The sequence below is a fragment of the Collinsella sp. AM44-11 genome (assembly GCF_003467145.1).
Classification (GTDB): domain Bacteria; phylum Actinomycetota; class Coriobacteriia; order Coriobacteriales; family Coriobacteriaceae; genus Collinsella.
Genome location: NZ_QSFE01000005.1, coordinates 1 through 25070 on the forward strand (window position 1 = coordinate 1; position 25070 = coordinate 25070).

General features: G+C 58.7%; 17 protein-coding genes. 13 read left to right on the forward strand and 4 right to left on the reverse strand.

The window, feature by feature from the left end:
* The first annotated feature begins 163 nt into the window (after positions 1-163).
* Genes coaE through uvrB form a run of 3 tightly spaced genes read left to right on the forward strand, consistent with a single transcriptional unit; the run spans position 164 to position 3671 of the window.
* Positions 164-805 carry a dephospho-CoA kinase gene (gene coaE, locus DW943_RS04310; RefSeq protein ID WP_089573602.1) on the forward strand — a complete coding sequence of 214 codons (642 nt, stop codon included), beginning with the start codon at positions 164-166 and terminating at the stop codon, positions 803-805.
* Positions 798-1379, forward strand: coding sequence for a lytic transglycosylase domain-containing protein (locus DW943_RS04315; protein WP_089573603.1), 582 nt, complete (start codon positions 798-800; stop codon positions 1377-1379). The genes coaE and DW943_RS04315 overlap by 8 nt, the downstream gene beginning before the upstream one ends.
* A gap of 51 nt (positions 1380-1430) precedes the next feature.
* Entirely contained in the window at positions 1431-3671 is a 2241-nt protein-coding gene (uvrB, locus tag DW943_RS04320) for an excinuclease ABC subunit UvrB (protein ID WP_089573604.1), read from the forward strand.
* A 65-nt stretch (positions 3672-3736) separates the two neighbouring features.
* Here uvrB and DW943_RS04325 read toward each other — a convergent pair whose 3' ends face one another.
* The 4 genes from DW943_RS04325 to DW943_RS04340 form a co-directional block, all read right to left on the reverse strand.
* Positions 3737-5377 (reverse strand): NAD(P)/FAD-dependent oxidoreductase, encoded by a 1641-nt coding sequence (locus DW943_RS04325; protein WP_117862271.1) that lies wholly within the window; start codon positions 5375-5377, stop codon positions 3737-3739.
* Between the two features lie 80 nt (positions 5378-5457).
* Positions 5458-6729 carry an NAD(P)/FAD-dependent oxidoreductase gene (locus tag DW943_RS04330; RefSeq protein ID WP_117862272.1) on the reverse strand — a complete coding sequence of 424 codons (1272 nt, stop codon included), beginning with the start codon at positions 6727-6729 and terminating at the stop codon, positions 5458-5460.
* Positions 6730-7560 (reverse strand): Mrp/NBP35 family ATP-binding protein, encoded by an 831-nt coding sequence (locus DW943_RS04335; protein ID WP_022094864.1) that lies wholly within the window; start codon positions 7558-7560, stop codon positions 6730-6732. It abuts the gene before it with no gap.
* 145 nt (positions 7561-7705) lie between these two features.
* The gene (locus tag DW943_RS04340; RefSeq protein ID WP_158566087.1) at positions 7706-9859 is read right to left on the reverse strand and encodes an LTA synthase family protein; all 2154 of its coding nucleotides are present in this window, start codon (positions 9857-9859) and stop codon (positions 7706-7708) included.
* Positions 9860-10052: 193 nt separating this feature from the next.
* Between DW943_RS04340 and uvrA the strand changes: the two genes are divergently transcribed.
* From uvrA to DW943_RS04390, 10 genes are all read left to right on the forward strand, one after another.
* Entirely contained in the window at positions 10053-12932 is a 2880-nt protein-coding gene (gene uvrA / locus DW943_RS04345) for an excinuclease ABC subunit UvrA (RefSeq protein WP_117862274.1), read from the forward strand.
* A gap of 132 nt (positions 12933-13064) precedes the next feature.
* Complete coding sequence (gene ybaK, locus DW943_RS04350) at positions 13065-13565, forward strand: Cys-tRNA(Pro) deacylase (protein WP_117855078.1); 501 nt, start codon at positions 13065-13067, stop codon at positions 13563-13565.
* Positions 13566-13568: 3 nt separating this feature from the next.
* A complete protein-coding gene (gene murJ / locus DW943_RS04355) occupies positions 13569-15251 on the forward strand; it encodes a murein biosynthesis integral membrane protein MurJ (protein ID WP_233543596.1) in 1683 nt (560 codons plus the stop codon).
* A 6-nt stretch (positions 15252-15257) separates the two neighbouring features.
* Positions 15258-17198 carry an excinuclease ABC subunit UvrC gene (uvrC, locus tag DW943_RS04360; RefSeq protein WP_233543597.1) on the forward strand — a complete coding sequence of 647 codons (1941 nt, stop codon included), beginning with the start codon at positions 15258-15260 and terminating at the stop codon, positions 17196-17198.
* A 365-nt stretch (positions 17199-17563) separates the two neighbouring features.
* Positions 17564-19177: an ABC transporter substrate-binding protein gene (locus tag DW943_RS04365; RefSeq protein ID WP_117862277.1), complete on the forward strand. Its 1614-nt coding sequence runs from the start codon at positions 17564-17566 to the stop codon at positions 19175-19177.
* Between the two features lie 157 nt (positions 19178-19334).
* On the forward strand, positions 19335-20291 hold the full coding sequence (locus tag DW943_RS04370; protein WP_055251823.1) for an ABC transporter permease: 957 nt from the start codon (positions 19335-19337) through the stop codon (positions 20289-20291).
* 3 nt (positions 20292-20294) lie between these two features.
* Positions 20295-22310, forward strand: a complete 2016-nt coding sequence (locus DW943_RS04375) for a dipeptide/oligopeptide/nickel ABC transporter permease/ATP-binding protein (protein ID WP_035138893.1) — start codon at positions 20295-20297, stop codon at positions 22308-22310.
* Positions 22311-23138 (forward strand): ABC transporter ATP-binding protein, encoded by an 828-nt coding sequence (locus tag DW943_RS04380; protein ID WP_089573612.1) that lies wholly within the window; start codon positions 22311-22313, stop codon positions 23136-23138.
* A gap of 80 nt (positions 23139-23218) precedes the next feature.
* The gene (locus tag DW943_RS04385) at positions 23219-24196 is read left to right on the forward strand and encodes an acetylxylan esterase (protein WP_117564875.1); all 978 of its coding nucleotides are present in this window, start codon (positions 23219-23221) and stop codon (positions 24194-24196) included.
* The gene (locus DW943_RS04390) at positions 24189-25040 is read left to right on the forward strand and encodes an acetylxylan esterase (RefSeq protein ID WP_117862278.1); all 852 of its coding nucleotides are present in this window, start codon (positions 24189-24191) and stop codon (positions 25038-25040) included. The genes DW943_RS04385 and DW943_RS04390 overlap by 8 nt, the downstream gene beginning before the upstream one ends.
* Positions 25041-25070: the final 30 nt, after the last annotated feature.

Below are 25070 nucleotides of genomic sequence, written 5' to 3' on the forward strand. Positions count from 1 at the left end.
GAAGAAGGGGGAGGCCTCGCGGCCTCCCCCTTTTTTGCGTTTTATAGAGAGCTGTAATACAAGAACTCGCCTTCTCTTAGCTTGTCTTACTGTTTGGCTGTATTTTGAGTCCTTCTTTTGTATTTGCGCGATAATAACTCCCATTGGCGTTAGGGAGGACTTGATGTTTACCGTTTTTGTCTTGGGCAATATTGCTTCGGGTAAGTCGACTGCCTGCCGCTATCTCGAATCTCATGGCGCCATGCTCATCGATCTGGACGAACTTGCCAAATCGCTGTATGTGCCAGGCTCCGATATCGTCAATGCCCTCGCGGAAGAATTTGGCTGGGATATTTTGGACGAGGAGGGCGGCGTTCGCCGTAACATCCTCGCTTCTCGAGCTTTCGCTTCTCCTGATTCGGTCGCACGGCTCAATGACCTTGTGCACCCCGTTCTCATTGAACAGCTTTCGCTTAGGATTCTCGATCCGGTTTGTTGTACGGTTTCGTCCCCCCGTTATCCCTTTGCGGTTGTCGAGGTTTCTGCCCCGACTGGTTTTGAGGATGCTTTTGGCCTGGCTGATGAAATTCTGGTTATCAGTGCTCCTTTGGCAGTTCGTCGCGAGCGTGCCATTCATCGTGGTATGGAGTCCTCTGATTTTGATGCGCGCTCTGCATGCCAACCTGATGAGGCTTCGCTTTGCAATCTCGCTACGACGGTAATCGATAATGCGGGAGGCGATAATTCGCTCTTTGAACAACTGGACGCATGGCTTGTGCGCCATGGCTTCGGGGATGTAACGGATAAGGAGGAGGCCGATGCCTAAGACACGTTTCTTTACGTGGTATCGCGTTGCGCCACTTGCCGTTGTGCTCGTCTTCGGCTTTATTTCGCTCGTCTACTCGTATGCTCCTGCCGCCTTCTTTAAGCCTTTGTATCCAATTGACTACGAGGCGTATGTAAAGCAATCGAGCATTTCGCACAATCTTGATCCATATCTGGTGTGTGCTGTCATAAAGTCGGAATCGAATTGGGATCCCGAGGCTGAGTCGAATCAAGGCGCTCGGGGATTGATGCAGCTGATGCCCGAGACTGCCCAGGATATGATTGCCAAGGGTCTTGTCGATGGTAGCGAGTATTCCGCCGACAACCTTAACGATCCCGCTACGAACATCGAGTTTGGCTGTGCGTATCTTTCGTATCTTCTAACGTATTTTAACGGGTCGACTGACAGCGCCATTGCCGCCTATAACGCCGGCATGGGCAATGTCGACGGATGGGCGCAGCAGAGCACGTCGCTTCATAATGCAATCACCTTTCCCGAGACGCAGGCGTATCTGATTCGTGTCAATAATGCCTGGGTTCGCTACAAGACCCTCTATCCCGATCGGTTCGTATAGGACTATGCCTGCCGCCTGCGTATACTGCAGATATATGAGTTAGGAGTATCCATGGCGGAATTTGAAGTTGAGCGTGTTGGAGGAGAGCTCAAACGTTTTGGCGTTGAGGGCTCTGAGGTGCCGTTTGAGGTCGTGTCTCCATACGAGCCCGCTGGTTCCCAGCCTAAGGCCATTGAGTCGCTTGTGCAGGGTGTGAGGGACGGAGATCGCTATCAGGTTTTGCTGGGCGTGACTGGTTCGGGCAAGACCTTCACGATGGCTAAGACTATTGAGGCCCTGGGGAAGCCGACGCTGGTCATGGCTCCCAATAAAACGCTCGCCGCTCAGCTTGCGAGCGAGCTCAAAGAGTTCTTTCCCAACAACGCTGTGGTCTACTTTGTCTCGTACTACGACTACTATCAGCCCGAGGCGTATGTGCCGCAAAGCGATACATATATCGAGAAAGACTCCTCGATTAACGAAGAGGTCGAGATGCTGCGCCATCAGGCGACCGCGTCACTGCTCTCTCGACGCGATGTGATCGTTGTCGCATCGGTCTCGTGTATCTATGGCATTGGCTCTCCTGAGGACTATGCGGGTCTGGCTCCAAACGTCGACAAGAAGGTGCCGCTCGAGCGCGATGACTTTATCCATGCACTTATCGACATTCAATATGATCGCAATGACTATGACCTGGCGCGCGGCACGTTCCGCGTGCGCGGCGATGTTGTCGACGTGTATCCGCCTTATGCCGAGCATCCGTTGCGGTTTGAGTTCTTTGGCGACGAGGTCGAGCTGATTGCCGAGATCGATGAGGTTACCGGTGAGATGCTTCGTGAGTACGAGGCCATCCCCGTATGGCCGGCATCGCACTACGTGACCGAGAAGCCGAAGGTCAAGGCGGCTCTGAAATCGATCAGCGAAGAGTGCGAGAAGCGCGTGGCGGAGCTCAAGGCGACTGATAAGTTGCTCGAGGCGCAGCGTCTGCAGCAGCGCACCGATTATGATCTTGAGATGCTCGAGACGATGGGTTTTTGCAACGGCATCGAGAACTACTCGCGTCATCTGGACGGTCGCAAGCCGGGTGAGCCGCCGTTTACCCTAATCGATTACTTTCCCAAGGATATGCTCTGCATCATCGATGAGAGCCATGTGACGGTGCCGCAGATTCGCGGCATGCACGAAGGTGACCGCTCGCGTAAGGTGACGCTGGTGGAGCATGGTTTTCGCCTTCCTTCGGCACTCGATAACCGCCCGCTTCGTTTCGATGAGTTTGAGGCAAGGATACCCCAGTTTATCTATGTTTCGGCCACACCGGGCGACTACGAGCTGCGGGTGAGCCAAAACGACGTTGAGCAGATTATTCGTCCAACCGGTCTGCTCGACCCCAAGATCGATGTGCGTCCGGTTCGTGGGCAGATTGACGATCTTGAGGACGAGATTCGCGAGCGCGTTGCCCGCAAGGAGCGCGTACTGGTGACCACGCTCACCAAGCGCATGGCCGAGGACCTGACCGACCATCTGCTTGATGCCGGCATTAAGGTCAATTACATGCACTCCGATACAGCGACGATGGACCGTGTCGAGATCCTGCGAACGCTGCGCGAGGGCAAGATCGATGTTCTCGTTGGCATCAACCTGCTTCGCGAGGGCTTGGATCTTCCCGAGGTCTCACTGGTGGCAATTCTCGATGCCGATAAGGAAGGCTTCTTGCGCAACCGCCGTTCGCTGATTCAGACGATTGGCCGCGCGGCCCGTAACGCCGATGGCGAAGTCATCATGTATGCTGACGTTGTGACCGATTCGATGAAAGAGGCCATCGAGGAGACGCAGCGCCGTCGCGAGATTCAAATGGCATATAACGAAGAGCATGGCATTGTGCCCAAGACGGTGCGCAAGGCCATCAACGACATCTCAAGTTTTATTGCCGAGGCCGAAAAAACCGTGGGTTCCAAGGGACGCTCGAAGGGCGACTCTCTTGGCCATGGCGCATTCTATACGCCCGATGAGTCGGGCGAGGGTGGCGTGCCGGAAACGGTGGCGCCCGAGCAGACACTTGCGGAGCAGTTGGAAGAACTGCCGCATGACGAGCTCGTGCGGATCGTCGAAACCATGGAAGAGGATATGCGTAACGCTTCTGCCGCCATGGACTTTGAGGAGGCGGCGCGCCTGCGCGATGCCGTCGTTCAGATTCGGGCGATGCTCGAGGGTGCGTCTGAGGACGAGACGATCGAGCGCTTACGTTCGCAGGCTCGCAAGGGTTCCACGTTCGCATCGGGCAGAAAACGCCAGGGTGCACGGTTTAAGAAATAGCGAACATGCCCCGAGTTCCCTGCGGAGCTCGGGGCATGCGTCTTTTGCGCGCTGGAATTCGTGCGTTAGAGGTCTGCGATCAGGGCTTCGGCACAACGGATGCCGTCGGTGGCGGCGCTCATGATGCCGCCGGCATATCCAGCTCCCTCACCGCAAGGGTAGAGGCCCGGGGTCGACACGGCATGGCATGTTCGGTCTCGGGTGACGGTGACCGGTGAGCTCGAGCGAGTCTCCACGCCGGTAAGGACAGCATCGGAGCGGTCGTAGCCTCGTAGCTTTTTTCCAAGTAGGGGAAGTCCCAGGCGGAGCGACTCGACGATATGCTGCGGCAGGGCTTCGTCAATTGCCGTCCAGGTCACACCGAGCGGATAGGTGGGCTTTACCTTTCCGGGCGCCTTGCTGGCGCGTCCTGCGAGGAAATCTCCGACGAGCTGTGCCGGTGCGTTCCAGTTGGAACCGCCCAGGCGGTAGGCGGCCGCCTCGCAGGCGCGCTGGAGCTCGATGCCGGCGAGTGGGTCATCGTTGGGAAGGTCCTCAGGCGTGACGTTAACGAGCAGGGCGGCATTTGCGTTGCGTCCGTCGCGGGCATTGAGACTGGCGCCGTTGACGCACAAGTGGCCCTGCTCGGAAGAGGCGGCGACAACCTGCCCGCCGGGACACATGCAAAACGAGAACACGCTGCGGCCGTTGGGAAGATGGGCGACGAGCTTGTAGGGGGCTGCTCCGAGGGCAGGATGTCCCGCCGAGGCTCCGAATTGGGCTCGGTCGATGTCGCGCTGCGGATGCTCGATGCGAACGCCCATGGCAAAGGTCTTTTGTGCGAGGACCACGTTGTGGTCCTTAAGGAGCTCAAAAATATCGCGAGCAGAATGCCCGCAGGCGAGGATGAGGTGCTTTGTCTCGATTGGCTCGCAAGCGGTGTCTTGGGACGATTGGACATCAATACCGGTGATGGCGCCAGACGCGTCGATGCGAATGTCGACGAGCTTCGTTCGATAACGGACGACACCTCCGAGCTGCTCGATGCGCTGGGATATAGCGGTGACGACCGTGGGAAGGATGTCGGAGCCAATGTGCGGCTTGGCATCCCACAGAATATCGCGGGGCGCACCCGCCTCGACGAAGGTTTCGAGGATAAGGCGATGGGCGGGATTTTTGGTTCCCGTATTGAGCTTGCCGTCCGAGAAGGTCCCCGCGCCGCCCAGGCCAAACTGGATATTGCTCTCGGGGTCGAGGATGCGCTCCTTTAGAAAGAGGTCGATCGCCTGCGAGCGGCGAAATGCCGGGTCGCCGCGCTCGATGAGCAAGGGCTTAAGACCTGCTTCGGCGAGCGTAAGCGCAGCGAAAAGGCCGGCGCATCCGGCGCCGACAACGACAGGGCGTTCTTGAGGTGCGTCGGAGGCGGGGGAGGGGAATGAAGGCTCATCATCTTCTATCGCGCGTACGCGCGAGCGGTCACGCTCGGCAACGCTGTCGATCGCTTCTCGCTCGAGGTGGGGACTAGTCAGCTCAACACGAAAGCTCAGGATAAAATGGACGTCTCGTTTTTTGCGAGCGTCGATTGACTTGCGGTGGAGCTCGATGGACTTGATCTCGGAGTCCTTGCAACGTAGGACGCACTTGGCGACTCGCTTGCCAACAATGAGACAGGCATTTTCATCGCCGGCTTCATCGAGCGACGCGTTGACTTGGGTGATTTCAATCATCGAGGTCTCCTTAGAGGCAAGAAAGAGGCCGTCCGGTATCCTAGACGGCCCGAATGCGTTTTTGATTATAGACTGCGCGGCTACAGGCTGCTTGCAGCGCGAATGCCCGAGATCCAGGCCCACGCAAGATTAAAGCCTCCGCAATCGGCGTCGATGTCGAGCGCTTCACCGCAGACGTAAAGCGGGGCGTCGACAACGCTGCGCGCGCGTAGGCTGGGTGTTGAGATGCTCTCGACAGATATGCCACCACGCGTGACCTGTGCTGAGCGCTCCTCGGCTGTTCCCTCGACGAGCAACTTAAAGTGTTTGAGGATCGAGACCAGGTGGATGACATCGTTGGAGCCTGGATGGCACTGCTCGAACGCTGTGCAGACGACGCGGGAGAGTTGCGGGGCGAGCATGCCGTCGAGCCAACGGGGATCGCGGGGTGAAAAGCGGCCGAGCAGTTCAACGCGTCGGTTGAGCGTATCGAGCAGCTCGTCTTTGGAGAGGTCGGGGAAAACGTCGAGCAGGATCGTATCGCCGTGCTGGATACGACGAGAGAAGTTGAAGACAGCGACGCCCGAGATACCGAAGGTTCGAAACAGCACTTCACCGTCTTCGTGCCAGAGCTCATTATGATTGCGGGCGAGCGTCAAGCAGGCGCGGACGCGCAGGCCGTCCAACGTCTTGAGTGCCGCTCGATCGCCAACGACCGTTGCCGATACGGGGCAGAGGATGGGGCGCAGCGAAGTGAGGGGAAGGCGAAACGTATCGGCGATACCGGTGGGGTTGCCGCCCGTAGCGATAATTACGGCATGTGCCTGCAGGGCCTCGTTCTTGCGAGGGACATCGGCGAGCGCCTTCCGAAGCGAGCGGAGCTCCGATTTTCGGTCGTCGTGCTTTTTTGCCTTGAGCGCCCGCGCTGGACGGTCTATTTGGAGTGCCCAGCCTTCGGAAGCTTTGTACGCCGAGGCAACGTTGGCTCCGCAGATTAAGGTGATACCTAGGCGGTCGCAAGCGTTGAGAAGTGCGTCGCGCACCGATTCGGCGCGAAGGGAGCGCGGGTACAGCCGGCCTTCCTCGGAGGTTGTCATGATACCCAGCGAGGAGAAGAAACCCATAAGCTCTTGTTCGGGCTGGGGGGCCATGACGGATTCGACGAATGCGGGGTGGTTATACCGCTGAGGATCAATCGATTCGTTGGAGAGGTTGCAGCGGCCGTTACCGGTCGCAAGGAGCTTAAGGCCGCAGGCGACATCGCGCTCAACGATGCAGACGCTTTTGCCAGCGCGTGCGGCCGTAATGGCGGCGGCGAGGCCTGAAGCCCCGCCGCCGATTACCAGGACGTCATAGAAGGCGCTCGCGTTCACTTAGGCCTCGTCGGTCTCGTGCGGGGTAATAGCCTCGACGGCAGAGACTGCCTTGGGCAACATGCCATCGGGCAGCGCGGTCTCGACCTCGCCCTTATCGCAGGCCTCGGCGAGTGCCGGATTAATGGGAAGCTGCCCCAAGATGTCGAGGTTATAGCGCTCTGCGACCTCGGGGAGCTTGCTCTTGCCAAAGACCTCGATCTTCTTGCCGCAGTCGGGGCACTCAATATAGCTCATGTTCTCGACAATGCCCAGAATGGGGACGTTCATCTTCTCGGCCATGTTGACCGCCTTGGCGACGATCATCGAGACCAGATCCTGCGGGCTCGTGACGATGACGATGCCGTCGACGGGCAGCGACTGGAAGACGGTGAGCGCAACGTCGCCTGTTCCCGGAGGCATGTCGACCAGTAGGTAGTCGATGGGGCCCCACGAGGTCTCGCTCCAGAACTGCCTAATGGCGCCTGCGATGACCGGACCGCGCCAAAGGACGGGGTCGGTCTCGTTTTGGAGCAGCAGGTTGGAGCTCATGACCTTGACGCCGTGCTCGGAGATTTCGGGCAGCATAAGGTTGCCAAGGGCATGGACGTGGCGTCCACTCATACCGAACATCTTGGGGATAGAGGGACCGGTGATGTCGGCATCGAGGACGCCGACCTTGTGGCCGTGACGGGCAAGCTCGGTGGCGATGGCACCGGTGACAAATGACTTGCCGACACCGCCCTTGCCGGAAAGCACGGCGATGACGCGCTTGACCTCGGACAGCGTGTTCTCCTCAAATTGCGACGGCGACGTTTGTCCGCCGGCGGCCTGTGCATGTTCGCAACCCATGTATGACTCCTTTGTATATGCTGGGGCCGGGGCCCCGCGATGTGACACGAGCGTCATTGTACCCTCGTTTGCGAGCGGGAGTCATTTGCGATGCGTTTGGGCCGAGCGTGCTTGCAATACGATGGGCCCAAGCGAATGGGCGGGCTTACTGAACTTTGCTGGCGAACTCGAGGTATTGCATGCGCTGCAGCTTGTCGATCGTCGAGGCGTAGGGGCTGTCTTCCGATTCCAAGTCGTAGCGCAGCCCGTCGGCACCGAGATAGCCGGCGACATTGATGGTGGGCACATCTGACCTTGTCGCAAGCAGGGCCTTTTGGTAATTGGTGAGCGGGGCGCCGATCTTATTAAGGGTAATGGCTGCAATCTCGTTTGCCCCGACGGTGTCGTAGACGTTGAGCTCGGTATTGCCGGCGATCTCATAGTTAGCCCAGACGAGATATGTCGACTGATAGATACGGAAAGCGTGGCTTGCCGTATCTTCCTGAGGGTACAGCTCGTCGTTGAGAGTCGTTGCGGCGCTCGGCTGATGGTCGCCAAAAAAGACAAGAACAACCGGTCTGCCGATGTTGCGGAGCTCGTTGATAAAGTACTCGAGGTCCCGGTCGGATGCGTTGATGCAGGTGAGATAGGTGTTGAGCGCGCTGTTGGCGCCTTCGCTGGCTCCCTCGACCCAATAGTTTGTCAGCTCTTCGGCGGGAACGGTGCCATAGTCGTAGCCGCCGTGATTTTGCATCGTGACGTCAAAGATGAACTGCGGCGCTTCGTCGGTTCTAAGCAGGTCGAGTATCTTGTCGTAGGTGGCGTAGTCGCATACGCCGGCATGGTAATAGGGCGCACCTTCGAAATCGCCGATTGAAAGAAAGTCTCCAAAGCCCAGCTGCTGATAGATTTTATCTCGATGGTAGTTGACGGGGTTTTGCGGGTGCATAGCGGTGGCGGTATACCCAAGCTCTTTAAGGTTCTTTGCCAGGCTGTTGACGCCATTCATCTGATACAGCTGATAGGGGATTTTGCCTAATCCGACAAAGGCCGTTGTCGCTCCGGTCAAAAATTCGAATTCGGAGTTAGCCGTTCCGCCACCGGCGACCGAAGCGAGCATGGTGCCGCGAACAAGTGTGTCGGGAAGCGAGTTGTAGAATGCGGGGCCGGTGTACCCGGCCGTCTGGAGCTGCTCAAAGCACGAAAGGTCGCTAAAACTCTCGTTCATGACGGCGACAATCGTCGGCTTGATTTCATTGAACTGGGCAACGGCCGCCGCGCGCTGTTCGCTCGAGCCATATGTGCAGTCGTAGACGGCGGCGAGCTCCTGCTCGATGCTCTGCGCCTCATCGGGCGTATAGTCTTCGGGCTTCTCAATGGGCAACTCGTTGACCATTTCGGTGAACGAAGTGATAAAACCCTGAGACGCATACGTGGTGATGGGCTGCCAACGGTCAAATCCAAAATCCAGCGCCTGCTCCAAGTCGATGTTGGAAAAGCCTGAGAGCCCCACAACGGTCACTAACAGAAAAGCACAGAGGTTAGCGGCGATAGCGGGGAAGACATGGGTGGGCGTACGGAGCTTTCGCGGTCGGATGAGCGAAAGAAGCCCCAGGGAAATCTCCAGCAGGGCGAGAGAGGTTACGATTCCGGCGGTAAAGGTAAACTCGTATCCCTCGCTCACTTCCATTGCGGTGCCAAGGGCCAAGATATCGCTTGGCAGGATGGCTTCGCCTTTAAACGTTATGACGAAGTGCTCGGCAATGCCAAGGATGCAGCAGACGACGGGCACGAGGGCCATGACGCCTCCATGACGCTGTCCCACCAAATAAAGGGAGAGCAGAACCGTCGCGAGCAGCCCGACGGAAAACCCCAATGAGTTGGCGGGAATGCGATAGAACGTTTCGTTGCAGGCAATTTCGAGTGAAACGAACGAGAGCGCTGAAACAGCGGCGATGACAAGGATGTCACGGCAAATACAGGCAACCGTTCCCGTCGCAAGGTCGGTTTGGTCGATAAGTCCCGAAACCAAGGGCTCGACAAGAAGCATGACGGCGGCAGCACCGAGCGCCGAATAAGAAAGGACCCATAGGGAGCTGCCCTCATTTACGAGCAATTGATTCGTAACCCATGCAGCTACCACGCCGAGCGGGATGAGGAGCGTCGCGCACCAAAAGACGCGGGCAATGGGTGGCTTTTCGTTGCGTTTGATTGAAAAATACACGCGCACGACGACGGCGGCCACGATAAGGACGGCGATGAATATGGGCAGATTGGCCATGTCGCTCGAAGTGATTTCAAGGGGGATATCTTCGGTCATGGACGTTCCTCTGGTACAGCAAATTAAGTTCAGTATTAGATTACTGTAACCTTTCCACGGCATTTCGAGAAACAAAGCGCCCGATACGCAAAGCTAAAGGTCTGCGAATCTTGTATTACGAACATCTGTGCGCGTCGAGTGCGCTAAACTCATCGGCAGTATGATTCGATGCAATAGGAGGCAAGGAGCTTCCATGTCTGATTCTTCTATCGTTATTCGCGGCGCTCGTGAGCACAACCTCCGTGATATCGATGTTTCCATTCCGCGTGACCAACTCGTGGTCATTACCGGTCTTTCTGGCTCGGGCAAGAGTTCGCTGGCATTTGACACTATCTATGCCGAGGGCCAGCGTCGATACGTCGAGAGCCTTTCGAGTTATGCGCGCCAGTTCTTGGGCCAGATGGACAAACCCGACTTGGATTCAATCGACGGCCTTTCGCCGGCTGTCTCAATTGATCAAAAGACGACATCCAAGAACCCGCGCTCGACGGTGGGCACCGTAACCGAGATTTATGACTACCTGCGACTGCTGTTCGCCCGTGTGGGCACCCCGCACTGTCCCGAATGCGGCCGCGTCATTGAGCGCCAGACGACCGACCAGGTTGCCGACAAGGTCTTGGCGGCGGGGGAGGGCCGCCGCGCGTTTGTGCTGGCACCGGTGGTACGCGGGCGAAAAGGCGAGTACACCAAACTGTTTGAGGACCTTCGCGCCGAGGGCTTTAGCCGCGTGCGTGTCGACGGTGAAGTGCGCTCGCTCGACGATCCGATCGATCTGGACAAGAAGTTCAAGCACGATATCGAGGTCGTGGTCGATCGCATCGTGATCCGTGAGAATTCTCTGGGCCGTATCGCCGAGTCTGTTGAGCAGGCGACCGCGCTGGCTCACGGCAATGTAAACGTGTACATGCTGCCCGACCGCGACGCTCCCGAGGGGACCGAAGGCGAGTTGCTGGAGTATTCGTTGGCCCTGGCGTGCCCGGAGCATGGACACTCCATTGACGATCTTCAGCCGCGTGATTTCTCGTTCAACGCGCCCTATGGCGCGTGCCCCGAGTGCGATGGCCTGGGCTTTAAGAAGACGGTCGATGCCGAGGCCCTAATCGAAGACCCCTCGAAGTCGATCGCCGACGGGGTCTTTGGCAGCCTGTTTGGCAACTCTAACTACTATCCGCAGATTTTCGCTGCGGTCTGCAAACACTTTAAGGTGAGCGTCGATACGCCGTGGGAGGATCTGCCTCCGCGGGTGCGTCGTGCGTTTTTAGACGGCATGGGTGACCAGAAGATTTCGGTCGACTATCAAAAGCTCGATGGGCGCCGCAGCCAGTGGGACACCAAGTTCTCGGGCGTGCGCAATATCCTGTACGAGCGCTATACCGAGACGACGAATGAGAACACCAAGGCGCGCTTGGAGAAGTACATCCGCGAGGAGCCGTGCTCGAGTTGCCATGGTGCTCGTCTGCGCCCCGAGATGCTCGCCGTTACCGTAGGCGGTAAGTCCATTTACGAGGTCTGCTGCCTATCGTGCCGCGAGTCGCTCGAGTTTTTTGAGGGCTTGGAGCTTACCGAGCGCCAACAATTTATCGGCGGGCGCATCGTTAAGGAAATCCTGGAGCGCCTGCGCTTTCTGGTCGATGTCGGACTCGACTATCTGACCCTCGACCGTGCCTCGGCGACGCTTTCCGGAGGCGAGGCCCAGCGCATTCGCCTGGCAACGCAGATCGGCGCCGGCCTCATGGGCGTCCTGTACATTTTGGACGAGCCATCGATCGGCCTCCATCAGCGCGATAACGAGCGCCTGATCAAGACGCTTGAGCGCCTACGCGATATCGGCAATACCGTCATCGTCGTCGAGCATGATGAGGATACGATTCGTGCTGCCGACTATGTGATCGACATGGGCCCCGGTGCGGGCGTGAACGGCGGACACGTGGTCGCCGCGGGAACGCCTGCCGATATCATGGCGTGCCCCGATTCGATGACGGGTGCCTACCTGACCGGCAAGCGAATGATTCGGGTTCCCGATGAACGCCGCAAGCCCGGTCGCGGCTGCCTTAAGATCACGGGCGCCCGCGCCAACAACCTCAAAAACGTTACCGCCAAGATCGAGTTTGGTACGCTTACGGTTGTTACCGGCGTGTCGGGATCGGGCAAGAGCTCCCTGGTTACCGACACCATCGCACCTGCGCTTACGAATGCCATTCACCGTTCGACGCGTCCTGTGGGCCCGTACAAAAAGCTCGAGGGTATCGAGTGCATCGATAAGGTGATCGACATTGACCAGTCGCCGATTGGCCGCACGCCGCGTTCCAACCCTGCTACGTACATTGGCCTGTGGGATGATCTTCGCGCACTGTTTGCGAGTACGCCGGAGTCGAAGGCGCGTGGCTACTCGCCGGGACGTTTCTCCTTTAACGTGAGCGGCGGCCGCTGCGAAGCATGCAAGGGCGACGGACAAATTAAGATCGAGATGCACTTCCTTCCCGATATCTATGTCCCCTGTGAGGTCTGCGGCGGCAAACGCTATAACCGCGAGACGCTCGAGGTCACCTACCGTGGTAAGACCATCTCGGACGTGCTCGACATGAGCGTCACCGAGGCACTGGCCTTCTTTGGGAATATCCCGCAGATTAAGCGCAAGCTCCAGACGCTGTACGATGTAGGCTTGGGCTACGTGAGCCTGGGCCAGCCCGCCACGACGCTCTCGGGCGGCGAGGCGCAGCGCGTGAAGCTCGCCAAGGAGCTTCATCGACGCCAGACGGGCAAGACGTTCTATATTTTGGATGAGCCGACGACCGGCCTTCATTTTGAGGACGTCCGCCAGCTGCTCGATGTGCTGCAGCGTTTGGTCGATGCGGGCAACACGGTGCTGGTGATTGAACACAACCTTGATGTCATCAAGGTTGCCGACCGCCTGATCGATATGGGCCCCGAGGGCGGTAACGGCGGCGGAACCGTCGTGGTTTCGGGCACACCGGAGCAGGTTGCGGACTGTCCGCAGAGTTATACGGGCAAGTTTTTGGCGCCGTTGCTCAGGCGTGACCGGGAGCGTCAGGCTCAACTTGATGCTCAATAAATAGGCGATTCAGTTTATGGGCGCCATCGACTCCTTGTGATTCGATGGCGCTTGCTGTGTCGAAGTGACGTATGCAGCCGAATCGGACATATACTTAATCCTTGCGTCCGAATGCGAGGGAAAGGATATGTCATGGCAAAGGCTGTAAAGACGCCAAAAACCAATGCGATGCGCGAGCTGGAAAGCGCCGACATTTCCTATGTTCTACATACGTACGAAGACGATGGTGATGAGTCGGCGGGCCTGGGGGTCGCGATTTCGGAGCAGCTTGGCGAGGAGCCCGGTCAAGGATTTAAGACCTTGGTCTGCGTGACGCCGTCCAACGACCACGTCGTGTGCTGCATCCCTGTTGCCGACGAGCTCGATCTAAAGTCCGCTGCGCGTGCCGCGGGGGAGAAGTCCTTGGCCATGATGCATGTGAAGGATTTGCTTGCGGCGACTGGCTACGTTCGCGGCGGCTGCAGTCCGGTCGGTATGAAAAAACGCTACCGGACGCTCATTGATGAGACATGTGTCCTTTGGGATACCATTTTTATTTCGGGAGGCAAGCGTGGTTATCAGCTCGAGCTTGCACCTGATGATTTAATTGCATTTTGCGGGGCGACAGTTGCCGCGATTACGAGAGAGGACTGAGCGATGCCGCAGGAAGAATTGAAGCGCGGAGCTCATTTTGCAGAAGAATCTGCGCCTCAGACACCCTCATCCGAAGCTTCTTCGTCGCGAGATGGCACTGACGACATGGGCTCGTCGGACTACTCCACGGTTGGTCGTTCCGCCGGGCTTATGACCATCCTGACCATCGTGTCTCGCGTCACCGGTTTTATCCGCACGTGGGCAATGGCGGCCGCTATCGGCATGTCGCTGCTCTCGTCTTCCTATCAGGTCGCCAACAACCTGCCCAATATGCTCTACGAACTCGTGATGGGCGGCATGCTCGTGACGGCGTTTTTGCCCGTGTACATGGGCGTGAGGCGTGAGCGGGGTCGCGAGGCCTCGAACGAGTACGTGGGCAACCTGCTCGGCATTCTGCTTTTGGTGCTGGGTGGCATTTCGTTGCTGGGGACCGTGTTCGCCCCGGGCTTTATCTGGACGCAATCGTTTCTTTCGGGTGACGGCGGCAGCATGGATACCGCTGCGTTCATGTTCCGTTTCTTTGCCATCCAGATTCTGTTTTATGGTTTGGGCTCGGTGTTTTCGGGCGTCCTCAACGCACACCGCGACTACTTCTGGTCGACGTTTGCCCCGGTCCTCAACAATGTGATCGTCATTGCGAGCTTTATGGGCTTTGCGCCCGTGTCCGCACAGTTTGGCGAACGTGCCGGCATCATCTTGATTGCGGCCGGTACGACCCTCGGTGTCTTTGTTCAGATGGCATGTCAGATCCCCGCGCTTGGCAAGCACGGCGTGCATCCCCATATCCATATCGACTTTAAGGACCCCGCACTGCGCCAGACGATTGCGCTCGGTATCCCGACGCTGCTCGCCACGGTGTGCATGTTTGTCTCGACTTCTATCACCAACGCTGCTGCGCTGGTGGTCCAGCCCGAGACTGGTCCTTCCGTCATCGCCTATGCGCGCCTGTGGTACACGCTGCCCTACGCGCTGATTGCCGCCTCGCTTTCGACGGCGCTCTATACCGAGCTCTCTCACGACGCACAGGAGAAGGATTACGACAGCGTCCGCACGGGCATTTCGCGTGGCGTCGCCCAGATGCTGTTCTTCCTGATTCCATTCGCGCTGTACCTGATTGTCTTCGCGCGTCCGCTCAACATGATTTACTGCGCTGGCAAGTTCGATGAGTCCGGTGTGGCGCTGGTGTCGGAGTTCCTTATCTACCTGGCACTTTCCCTGCCGCTCTACGGCGTGGTCGTGCTGATGCAGAAGAGCTTCTCTGCCCTGCTCGACATGAAGCCCTATAGCCGCTATTGTCTGTATTCCGCCATCGGCCAGGCCGGCTCGGTTTTGCTGTTTGGCGTTGTGCTGGGCTTCGGTATGCCGGCAATCGCGCTTTCGTATGTCGTCGACTACGTGATCTTGGTCGGTTGCTCGCTGTGGTGGCTGCGTCGTCGCCTGCGTGGTCTTCAGGTCAAATCTATCCTGCATGGCGGGTTCTTTGGCCTTTTGCTCGGTGGCCTGGGTGCTGCCGCAGGCGCCGGCGTCATGTGGGCGCTTGAGCACTTTGTCGGGGCACTTGGCGGCTCGATTCTGATTACTCTTGGCTACGTTTGCGTTGCGGGTGTCGTCTCGCTTGCTGTTACCTTTGGCCTTGCCGTCGTCCTTAAGATGCCCGAGGTCTCGGCGCTGATTCGTCGCAAGTAGGTGCGCGTGGCCGGTCACGACAACATTCCAACGCTTGCCGAGCAGGTTTCGCGCGTTCCCACGCAGCCCGGCTGCTACCTTTGGAAAGACGCCAAGGGCGATGTCATCTACGTGGGCAAGGCGAAAAACCTGCGCGCCCGTATGCGTCAGTACGTGACGCTGCAGGACGAGCGCCAGAAGATCCCGCTGATGATGCAGCTGGTGGCGAGCTTTGACTATATCGTGGTGGAGACCGAGCACGAGGCGTTGGTGCTCGAGCGCAATTTGATTGGTCAGTACCATCCGTACTTTAACGTCGACCTCAAGGATGACAAGAGCTACCCCTTTATCGCCATTACAAAGGGCGACCTGTATCCCGCTATCAAATACACGCGTGAGCGTCATAAGCCGGGAACGCGCTATTTTGGACCTTATACCGATAGCCGCGCGGCACGTGAGACGATAGATACGCTGCGCAAGGTTATCCCCATCTGCTCCGCATCCTGTGCGGAGTGGCGTCGTTGTCGCCGTATCGTCGAGTCCCACAAGGGCGAGGAAGACATCGTCAATATGATTTGCGCGCAAAACGGGCGCCCCTGCTTTGACTACCATGTCGGGCGCGGCCCAGGTGCGTGTGTCGGCGCGATTTCCCCGGCAGACTATGCCAAGAACGTCAAGCGTGTCGAGCGCTTTTTGTCGGGCCATCGCAAGGATGTCGTCGATGAGCTGACCTCCGAGATGACGGATGCCGCTGAGGCGCTCGACTTTGAGCGCGCGGCACGCGTCAAACGTCGTTTGGAGGTCATCAGGGGTCTGGACGATCGTCAGCAAGTCGTTTTTCCCTCCAGTGTCGATATCGATGTCATCGGTTTCTATCGCGAGGAGACCATCTCCGCCGCTTGCGTCTTCGTCGTTCGCGAGGGCCGAACAGTTCGCACCTGCGAGTTCATTCTCGACAAGGGTCTTGATGTTGACGAGGAAGAGCTCCAGTCGGGCTTTCTTAAGCGCTATTACGACGAGACGGCTGATATTCCAGCTGAGGTCAACCTTTCCGTCGAGCTTGAGGATGCGGAGGCGCTGGGGGAGTGGCTTGCGGGCAAGCGTGAGCGTTCCTGCCATCTCCATAGGCCGCAGCGTGGCGAAAAGCACCGTCTGCTCGATATGGCATCCAAAAATGCGCGCCATGCCCTCATGCGCTACATGATGCGAACGGGGTACGCTGACGACCGCACCAATCAAGCGCTCCTGGAGCTCGAAAGTGCGTTGGCGCTGCCATCGCCGCCGTTGCGTATCGAGTGCTTCGATATCTCGACGCTGCATGGCACCTTTACGGTCGCCTCGATGGTGGTGTTTACCAACGGGCGCGCCGACAAGAGCCAGTATCGTCGTTTTAAAATCCAGGCCGAATTGGATGAGGCAAACGACTTCGTGTCGATGTCCGAGGTTTTGGGACGACGCTATGCTCCCGAGCGCATGGCCGACGAGCGCTTTGGCTCGTGCCCCGATCTGCTCGTTGTCGATGGCGGTAAGCCGCAATTGACCGCTGCGATCAAGCAACTTGAGGCTCTTGGGCTCGATATACCAGTTTGTGGCTTGGCGAAGGCCGATGAGGAAGTTTTTGTGCCTTGGGACGAGACTCCCGTCGTGCTGCCGACCGGGTCTGCCTCGCTCTATCTAATTAAACAGGTGCGCGATGAGTCCCACCGATTTGCTATCACGTTCCATCGTGAATTGCGCGACAAGGCCATGACAGTTTCGGTACTCGATGACGTTCCTGGCGTGGGGCCCACCAGAAAACGTGCCCTTATGCGCCATTTTGGCTCGATGAAGCGTTTGCGCGCGGCGAGCGAGCAAGAGATCGCGGAAGTTCGAGGCGTTCCGGCGGATGTCGCCAAAGCGGTCCACGAGGCACTTGTTGCGTGGAATGCCGAGCGCTCCGAGATGGCGGCAAAGCAATCCGAAAACTAAACACGCCTCTAAACAACTGATATACATGATTGCGTGATTTTCAATCATGTATTTCACGGCGATTACCAGCCGATTTCGGGTTTAATTAACGCTAAAACGTTTGACTAGCCATGGTGAACAACCCTGCTATCCTGCGGGTTGACGAAGACTGATATCTCACCTCGTCGATACATACTGTCTGGCGAATCGTTTGTCAATGAATTCGGTGAACGGTAGTAAATACCGTTCAAGCGTATGTATGTATCGGTCGCCGAGCGCGGCACCTCAGTTGGGTTCGTCGGTAGGTAAGGTATATATCGTCCGCAAGTTGCGCGGGGGCACGTCTAGGTGCTCCCGGGTAAGATTCTCTATTGATAGGAGAAGACATGGCCATTATCAACAAGGGTATGTCCAGGCGTTCGTTCCTCGGCCTCACCGGCAGCGTCGCTGCTGTCGCAGGGCTTGGTCTCACCGGCTGCGGTGGCAGCTCTAGCGACGAGGGTTCCGCTTCCGGTTCCACCGATTCCGCCAACCGTGGCGGCGGCGTGATCACCGCTGGTTCCGCTTACGCTCCGTCCAGCTTCGATCCCGCCAGCACCGGCTCCGCTGTGGGCCTGGGTGCTAACTGGCACGTCGTCGAGGGCCTCTACGGCATCGATTACCACGACTACAGCACCTTCAACGAGCTCGCCACCGACGATCCCAAGTCTGTGGACGACACCACTTTCGAGGTCACCATCCGCAAGGGCGCCAAGTTCTCCGATGGCACCGCGGTCACCGCTGACGATGTCGTTGCCTCCTACACCGCTTGCGCCGCTTCCGCTACCTATGCTCCGTTCTTCCAGCCCTTCGAGTCCATCGAGGCCAAGGACGCCAGCACCGTGACGGTCAAGACCAAGGTCCCCAACTTCTCCCTGCTCAAGGATCGTCTGGCCATCGTCCGTGTTACCCCGGCCACCCAGACCGAGGAGGATCGCGCCAAGCAGCCGATCGGCTCTGGCCCCTGGATGTACGACTCTATCTCCGATACCGAGATCACCCTGGTTCCCAACCCTGAGTACAACGGTGAGTATGCTGCCGAGGATAAGAAGATCCAGTACAGCATCCTGACCGACCCCACCGCTCGCGTTACCGCTCAGCAGGAGGGCTCCACGCTCGTTATGGAGCTCGTTACCGCTGACGCCGTCGACCAGCTCGAGAGCGCCGGCTGCAAGATCGATAACGTTCAGGGTTTCGGCACCCGCTTCATCATGTTCAACGTCGCCAAGGAGCCTTGGAACAACGTCAAGGTCCGTCAGGCTGTCATGTATGCGCTCGACACCGAGAAGATGGTCAGCAACACCTTCGCCGGCCTTGCCACCGCTGCCAGCTGCTACCTGCCCAAGAGCTTCACCAACTATCATGAGGCTTCCACGGTGTACAAGACCGACGCCAAGAAGGCTAAGAAGCTCATCGAGGAGTCTGGCATCACCCCGGGTGCCATCACCCTGCGCACCACCGACAACGAGCAGATTAAGGGCATGGCCGCCCAGGTCAAGAACGACCTCGACGCTCTCGGCTTCGATGTGACCATCCAGACCGATACCTCGCCGGCCACCTACGCTGCCATCGACGGCGGCGAGGCCTACGATATCCTCCTTGCCCCTGGCGATCCTTCCTGCTTCGGCGCCGACCCCGACCTGCTGCTCAACTGGTGGTACGGCGACAACGTCTGGATGCAGACCCGTTGCCCGTGGAAGGAGTCCGCTGAGTGGCAGAAGCTCCACAGTCTCATGGACGAGGCTCTTGCCGCCGAGGGCGACGAGCAGCAGAAGAAGTGGAACGAGTGCTTCGACATCATTGCCGACAACGCCGTTCTGTACCCCGTTGTCCACGTCAAGACCGTCTCCGCTTCCTGGGACGATCCGTCCACTGCGCCCAACGGCGAGGCCCTCGATGGCTTCAAGGGCATCGGCACGACGAGCATGTCCTTCAGGGGCGTTGCGACCGTCAAGGCGTAAGACTCGCTTGAGTCTGTATGCAGGATGTCGGTCGTTGGGACCGTATCCTCATAGTTGAAACAAAGACCCGGGCGACCTCGATGTCGCTCGGGTCTTGTAATGAGTATCCGTACTCATATACCAGTTGGTCCTACCGACAAAAGAAAGGGGAGAGAACGTGAACAACTTGCTACGTTTGATTGGAAGGCGTCTTGTGGCGCTGCCGATCATGGCATTGGGCGTCACCGTCCTGGTGTTCTTCCTTATGTCGTTCTCCAAGACCGACCCCGCCTACACGGCGTTGGGTGACGGTGCCTCGCCCGAGGCGGTTGCCGAGTACCATGAGAAGTATGGTCTGGACGACCCCTGGCCTGTGCGCTACGTGCGCTATATGGGCGATTTGATCCATGGCGACATGGGCACCTATGGTGCTGCTCGCAACTCCGTTGCCAAGCGCATCTCCACGGCCCTGCCCGTCACGATGCAGCTGACCTTCATCGGCCTTGCCATCGGTGCGGTCGTTTCGTTTTTACTCGGCGTCATCGCGGCACTGTATCGCGACAAATGGCCGGACCAAGTGATCCGCGTCTTTTCCATCGCCGGCTTGGCAACCCCGTCGTTCTGGCTTGCCGTTCTGTTGATCCTGCTGTTCTCTTCCTACCTTAAGGTGCTTCCGGCATCGGGTGCTCTGCCTCACTTCACCACGAATCCGGCTGGCTATCTGGGACGTATGATCATGCCCGCTATCGCCTTGGCATTTCCGCTGACGGGCCAGATGACTCGTATCGTGCGTACCGCCATGGTCGAGGAGCTCGATAAGGATTATGTCCGTATGGCTCGCGGCGCCGGCGTTCCCGAGAAGGTCGTCGTCGGCATCAACGTTCTTCGCAATGCGCTGATCACCCCGGTCACCACCCTCGGTCTTAAGATCGGTTACCTCATGGGCGGCGCCGTCGTCATCGAGGTTATCTTCAACCTCCCCGGCATGGGCACCGCGATTCTGCAGGGCGTTCAGGGCAACGAGGCGAACCTGGTTCAGGGCGTCGTTATCGTCGTTGCTCTTGCCTTCATCATCATCAACATCGTGGTTGACATGCTCTACCTGCTCATCAACCCGCGCATCAGGACGGTGTAGATTATGGTAAAGATTCGAGAGAAGCAAACCGAGCAGCTCGAGAAGGCTGCCTCCAAGGGGCTCAAGCTCGGTGGCTGGAAGAAGATGACGCTGTCTTCTAAGATTGCCGCCGTCGTGTTGGTGCTGGTCGCCCTGACTGCGATTCTGGCGCCCCTTCTTGCCCCCTATAGCCCGGTCGAGATTTTTACGGCTCGCCAGGCTCCCGGCAACGGATTTATCTTCGGTACCGACGATAAGGGTCGCGACATTCTGTCGCGCATGCTCTACGGTGGTCGTTACTCGCTGATTATCGGCTTTGGCGCCACTGCCATGGCTCTGGTCTGCGGCTCGGTCGTGGGCGCCCTTGCGGCGGTTTCGCGCAAGGCCGTTTCCGAGACGATCATGCGTATCCTGGACATCATCATGTCCATCCCGGGCATCGCCCTCGCGGCCGTCTTCGTCTCCATCCTGGGCAACTCCGTGCCGTCGATCATCTTCGCCATCGGCTTTATGTACACTCCGCAGATTGCCCGTATCGTGCGCGCCAACATCGTGTCCGAGTACGGCGAGGACTATGTCCGCGCGGTCATCGTTTCCGGCGCCAAGGCTCCGTGGATTTTGATCAAGCATGTTCTGCGTAACTGCATCGCCCCGATCATGGTCTTCACCGTTACCCTGGTCGCCGACGCCATCATCTTCGAGGCCTCGCTGACCTTCATCGGCGCTGGTATCCAGGAGCCCACCGCTACCTGGGGCAACATCCTCGCCGACGCCCGCGGCGGCGTGCTCGCCGGCCGTTGGTGGCAGGCGCTGTTCCCGGGCCTGGCCATCATGATCACCTGCCTGGCGCTCAACATCCTCTCCGAGGGCATTACCGACGCCATGGCCGCTGCTCCCTCCGCCGCCCTGGATCCGACCGATTCCTCCAAGCGTCGCGAGGCCGACCTGCTGGTCTCCGACCCCGTTCGCGCCTACAAGGAGCAGGCCCAGTCCCTCTCCGCTCGCCTTGGCGCCCTGCGCGATGTCGAGCTCAAGCGTGACGATCGCCATGTGCCCGACGAGTCTGTCGAACCGATTCTCTCGGTCCGTGACTTCTGCATTCAGTTTGAGCATCACGGCGATATCAACGTCGTCGACCATGTCAACTTTGACGTCCGTCCTGGTCAGACCATGGGCCTGGTGGGCGAGTCCGGTTGCGGTAAGTCCATCACCACGCTGGCCATCATGGGCCTGACCGACGATGACGAGCACCTTTCCGGCGAGGTCCTTTGGGAGGGCCGCGACCTGCTCAAGATGAGCAAGAAGGAGTGGTTCGGCCTGCGCGGTACCGATATCGCTATGGTCTATCAGGACGCCCTGTCCTCGCTCAATCCCTCCATGCTCATCTCTGCCCAGATGAAGCAGCTCACCAAGCGTGGCGGCACCCGTAGCGCCGAGGAGCTCCTGGAGCTCGTGGGCCTCGACCCCAAGCGTACGCTCGAGAGCTATCCGCACGAGCTTTCCGGTGGTCAGCGTCAGCGCGTTCTGATTGCTATGGCCCTTACCCGCGACCCCAAGCTGGTCATCTGCGACGAGCCCACGACCGCCCTGGACGTTACCGTCCAGAAGCAGGTCATCAAGCTGCTCAACGACCTTCAGGCCAAGCTCGGCTTTGCCATGATCTTCGTCTCGCATGACCTGGCGCTGGTCGCCGAGGTCGCCCATAACATCACGGTGATGTACGCCGGTCAGGTTATCGAGCAGGCACCCACCAAGGAGCTGCTCACCAACCCGATTCACGAGTACACCCGCGGTCTTCTGGGTTCCGTCCTGTCCATCGAGAGCGGTTCGGGCCGCCTGCACCAGGTGCCCGGCGCCGTTCCGAGCCCGCGCGATTTCCCCAAGGGCGATCGCTTTGCGCCCCGCTCGAGCCATCCGCGTATTGGCCTGGACACCCGTCCGGTCTTCAAGCGCGTGCCCGGCACCGAGCACTTCTATTCCGAGCTCCCCGACGAGGTGCTCAAGGCAAATGGTTTGACCCCTCACGCGGAGGTGATGTAGATGAGCGAGACCGCAGTCAACGGCGTCGAGCCGATCATCTTCCTTGATGACGTCCACGTCACCTTTAGGACCCGTACCGGCTCGATTCTGCACCCTAACCTGGTTCACGCCGTCCAGGGTGTAACGATTAGGCTCATGCCCGGTCAGACGATCGGCATCGTCGGCGAGTCCGGTTGCGGTAAGTCCACCACCGCCAACGTCATGTGCGGCCTGCAGGCCCCCACGAGCGGCAAGGTCTACTTTAAGGGCAAGGACGTTACCAAACGTACCGCCGAGGACCGTCGCCACATGGGTCGCGTCATCTCGGTCGTGTTCCAGAACCCGGCCACGGCACTCAACCCCCGCATGGTCGTTCGCGAGCAACTGCTCGACCCCATGCGCGTCCACAACCTGGGTACCGAGGCCGAGCAGGAGAAGCGCGTCAAGGAGCTCTTGGAGCTCACCGGTCTGCCCAGCTCCGCGGCCGAGGTTCTTCCCGGCCAGCTTTCGGGCGGCCAGCGCCAGCGCGTCGCAATTGCCCGTGCCCTGTCGCTGAACCCCGATGCCATCATCGCCGACGAGCCCACCTCGGCTCTGGACGTTTCGGTCCGCGCGCAGATTCTGAACCTGCTGACCGACCTTAAGAAGGAGCTCGGCCTGGCCATGGTGTTCATCAGCCATGACATCCAGACGGTCCGCTATATCTCTGACGACATCATCGTTATGAATGGCGGCAAGATCGTCGAGCAGGGCGAGGCCAAGCAGGTCTTCCAGCACCCCCAGGACCCCTATACCAAGATGCTGCTCGGCGCTGCGCCGTCGCTGCTGCATCCCAAGCTCGGCGAGTAGCCTCGCTTTCCCTCCCGTGCGCCCGGTTCCCTTGCCGGGCGCACCTCCGTTGCGATTTCGAAAGGTTGGGTTCACGAGCCATGCCAAGTGCTCAGGAGCTACAACATCAATTTGGTGAATATCGAGGCGCCATGCCCCGTCCATCAGATTTCGATCTCTTTTGGAAGGATCGCATGGCCGAGGCCGACGCGGTCGGGCTTGACTATGCGATCGAGACGGCATCGGTCACAGATGCCGTGACCTGCCAGCTTTTCGACCTCTGGTATACCGGCATGTGTGGCGCTCGCCTGCATGCCAAGTACCTTAAACCCGTCTCGGACGAGCCCGTGCCATTGGTACTTCAGTTCCATGGATATCCGGGTGCAAGCCGCAGCTGGTTTGAGCAGGCGTCGTTTGCGGGCATGGGCATGGCACTCATCGCCCTCGACTGCCCCGGTCAAGGAGGTCCCTCCGAGGACATTGGTGGATTTGAGGGCACAACGGTCGCGGGCCATATCGTCGCCGGTATCGACGGCGACCCGGCCAACCTCTACTATGTCCGCTTGCACCAAGATATTCGCATCCTGTGTCGCATCGTTCGCGAGCTCGAGGGCATCAATCTTGCCCGTGTGTTTGTGAACGGCGCGTCGCAGGGCGGCGGTTTGGGCATTGCGACCTGTGCACTTAACAGCGAGCTTATCAATCGCGCCGCCATCCTCTATCCCTTCCTGTCGGATTTCCGCCTGGTCTGGGATTTAGATGCCGACGACATTGCCTACGAGGGCCTGCGCTATTGGTCTCGCTGGTTTGACGAGGACTCGACTCGTATCGACGAAGCCTATGCCAAGCTGGCGTACTTCGATTCCAAGAACTTTGCCCCTATGGTCAAATGCCCCGTGCTGTTTGGCACCGGCACAGCCGATACCGTCTGTCCGCCAGCGACGCAGTTTGCGGTCTATAACAACCTGACCTGTGAAAAGCGTCATGAGTTCTTTGAAGGCTTTGGCCACGAGGAGATTCAGGATTTTGACGATCTGATCATTCCGTTTTTCTGCAAGGGAGGGGAGGCTCATGTCTAAGTGCGAGAGCAATGTCAATGAGCTGATTGTCTCCGACCTTGTGGGGATTCCCGGAACGGTCTCGTCAAGGCTCGCTGATTTCCGGGATTGGCGCGGTGATGCTTCTGCGGATGTTTCCGAATTAGAGATAGCCGCTTCGGACCTTGAGGTTTGCGGGCCGAGTATTACGGCGATCGATTTCGCCAATCCGTATGCCCGCTACTCCGAGGTTTCCTTTGAGCTTAGTGGCGATGTGGTCCACGCGCGTTTGATCGAGCCTGCCGGTCGCGCCCGAGCATCCGAGCTTGTGCCGCTATGTCTGATGTTTCACGACATCGACCGACCCGTGCGGGGATGGCATCACATGACGAGGTTTGCGGCCATGGGATATGCCGTGCTTGCGCTGGACGATGAGGCGATTGGATCCAGCGAGCTGCAGCAGGGGATTGCCTCTCCTGCTTTTGTCAAGCGCGTCCGTTGGGGTTGCGCGATGGCGGAGGTGGCGCGCAATCTTGATGGCGTGGACCCCGACCGCATCTTTGCATGGGGCGAGGGCCTTGGCGGCGGAGTCGCGCTGGCGGTTTCTGCTCTGGACGAGCGGGGCCTCGCCTGCACGGCGGTTGCCAATCCAATTCCCGGTGGCCTCGAGGCGTTGTCGTCTCGGGTGCGTGGATCGGTGCTCATGGGCACATCGCTCATGGATGTCGTGAGCGATCCCAAGGGCCAGTTTGCCGTATTCAACGGTCTTGAGTGTGACCGGAGGCATGTCATCTATGCCAAATACGCTCATGAGCGCATCAATGCGTTCGAAAACGAAGTCATCGACTTTTTTAACCAAACGTTCTACCCGTGTTCTTTGGCCTAGACGGCCTGGACACTGCCAACAAGAGTGGGT

Coding starts and splice junctions, on each gene's coding strand:
- uvrA (WP_117862274.1), top strand. CDS start 10,053: ATGTCTGATTCTTCTATCGTTATTCGCGGCGCTCGTGAGCACAACCTC.
- DW943_RS04315 (WP_089573603.1), top strand. CDS start 798: ATGCCTAAGACACGTTTCTTTACGTGGTATCGCGTTGCGCCACTTGCC.
- DW943_RS04340 (WP_158566087.1), bottom strand. CDS start 9,859: ATGACCGAAGATATCCCCCTTGAAATCACTTCGAGCGACATGGCCAAT.
- murJ (WP_233543596.1), top strand. CDS start 13,569: ATGCCGCAGGAAGAATTGAAGCGCGGAGCTCATTTTGCAGAAGAATCT.
- uvrB (WP_089573604.1), top strand. CDS start 1,431: ATGGCGGAATTTGAAGTTGAGCGTGTTGGAGGAGAGCTCAAACGTTTT.
- ybaK (WP_117855078.1), top strand. CDS start 13,065: ATGGCAAAGGCTGTAAAGACGCCAAAAACCAATGCGATGCGCGAGCTG.
- DW943_RS04335 (WP_022094864.1), bottom strand. CDS start 7,560: ATGGGTTGCGAACATGCACAGGCCGCCGGCGGACAAACGTCGCCGTCG.
- DW943_RS04375 (WP_035138893.1), top strand. CDS start 20,295: ATGGTAAAGATTCGAGAGAAGCAAACCGAGCAGCTCGAGAAGGCTGCC.
- DW943_RS04385 (WP_117564875.1), top strand. CDS start 23,219: ATGCCAAGTGCTCAGGAGCTACAACATCAATTTGGTGAATATCGAGGC.
- DW943_RS04390 (WP_117862278.1), top strand. CDS start 24,189: ATGTCTAAGTGCGAGAGCAATGTCAATGAGCTGATTGTCTCCGACCTT.
- DW943_RS04325 (WP_117862271.1), bottom strand. CDS start 5,377: ATGATTGAAATCACCCAAGTCAACGCGTCGCTCGATGAAGCCGGCGAT.
- coaE (WP_089573602.1), top strand. CDS start 164: ATGTTTACCGTTTTTGTCTTGGGCAATATTGCTTCGGGTAAGTCGACT.
- DW943_RS04380 (WP_089573612.1), top strand. CDS start 22,311: ATGAGCGAGACCGCAGTCAACGGCGTCGAGCCGATCATCTTCCTTGAT.
- DW943_RS04365 (WP_117862277.1), top strand. CDS start 17,564: ATGGCCATTATCAACAAGGGTATGTCCAGGCGTTCGTTCCTCGGCCTC.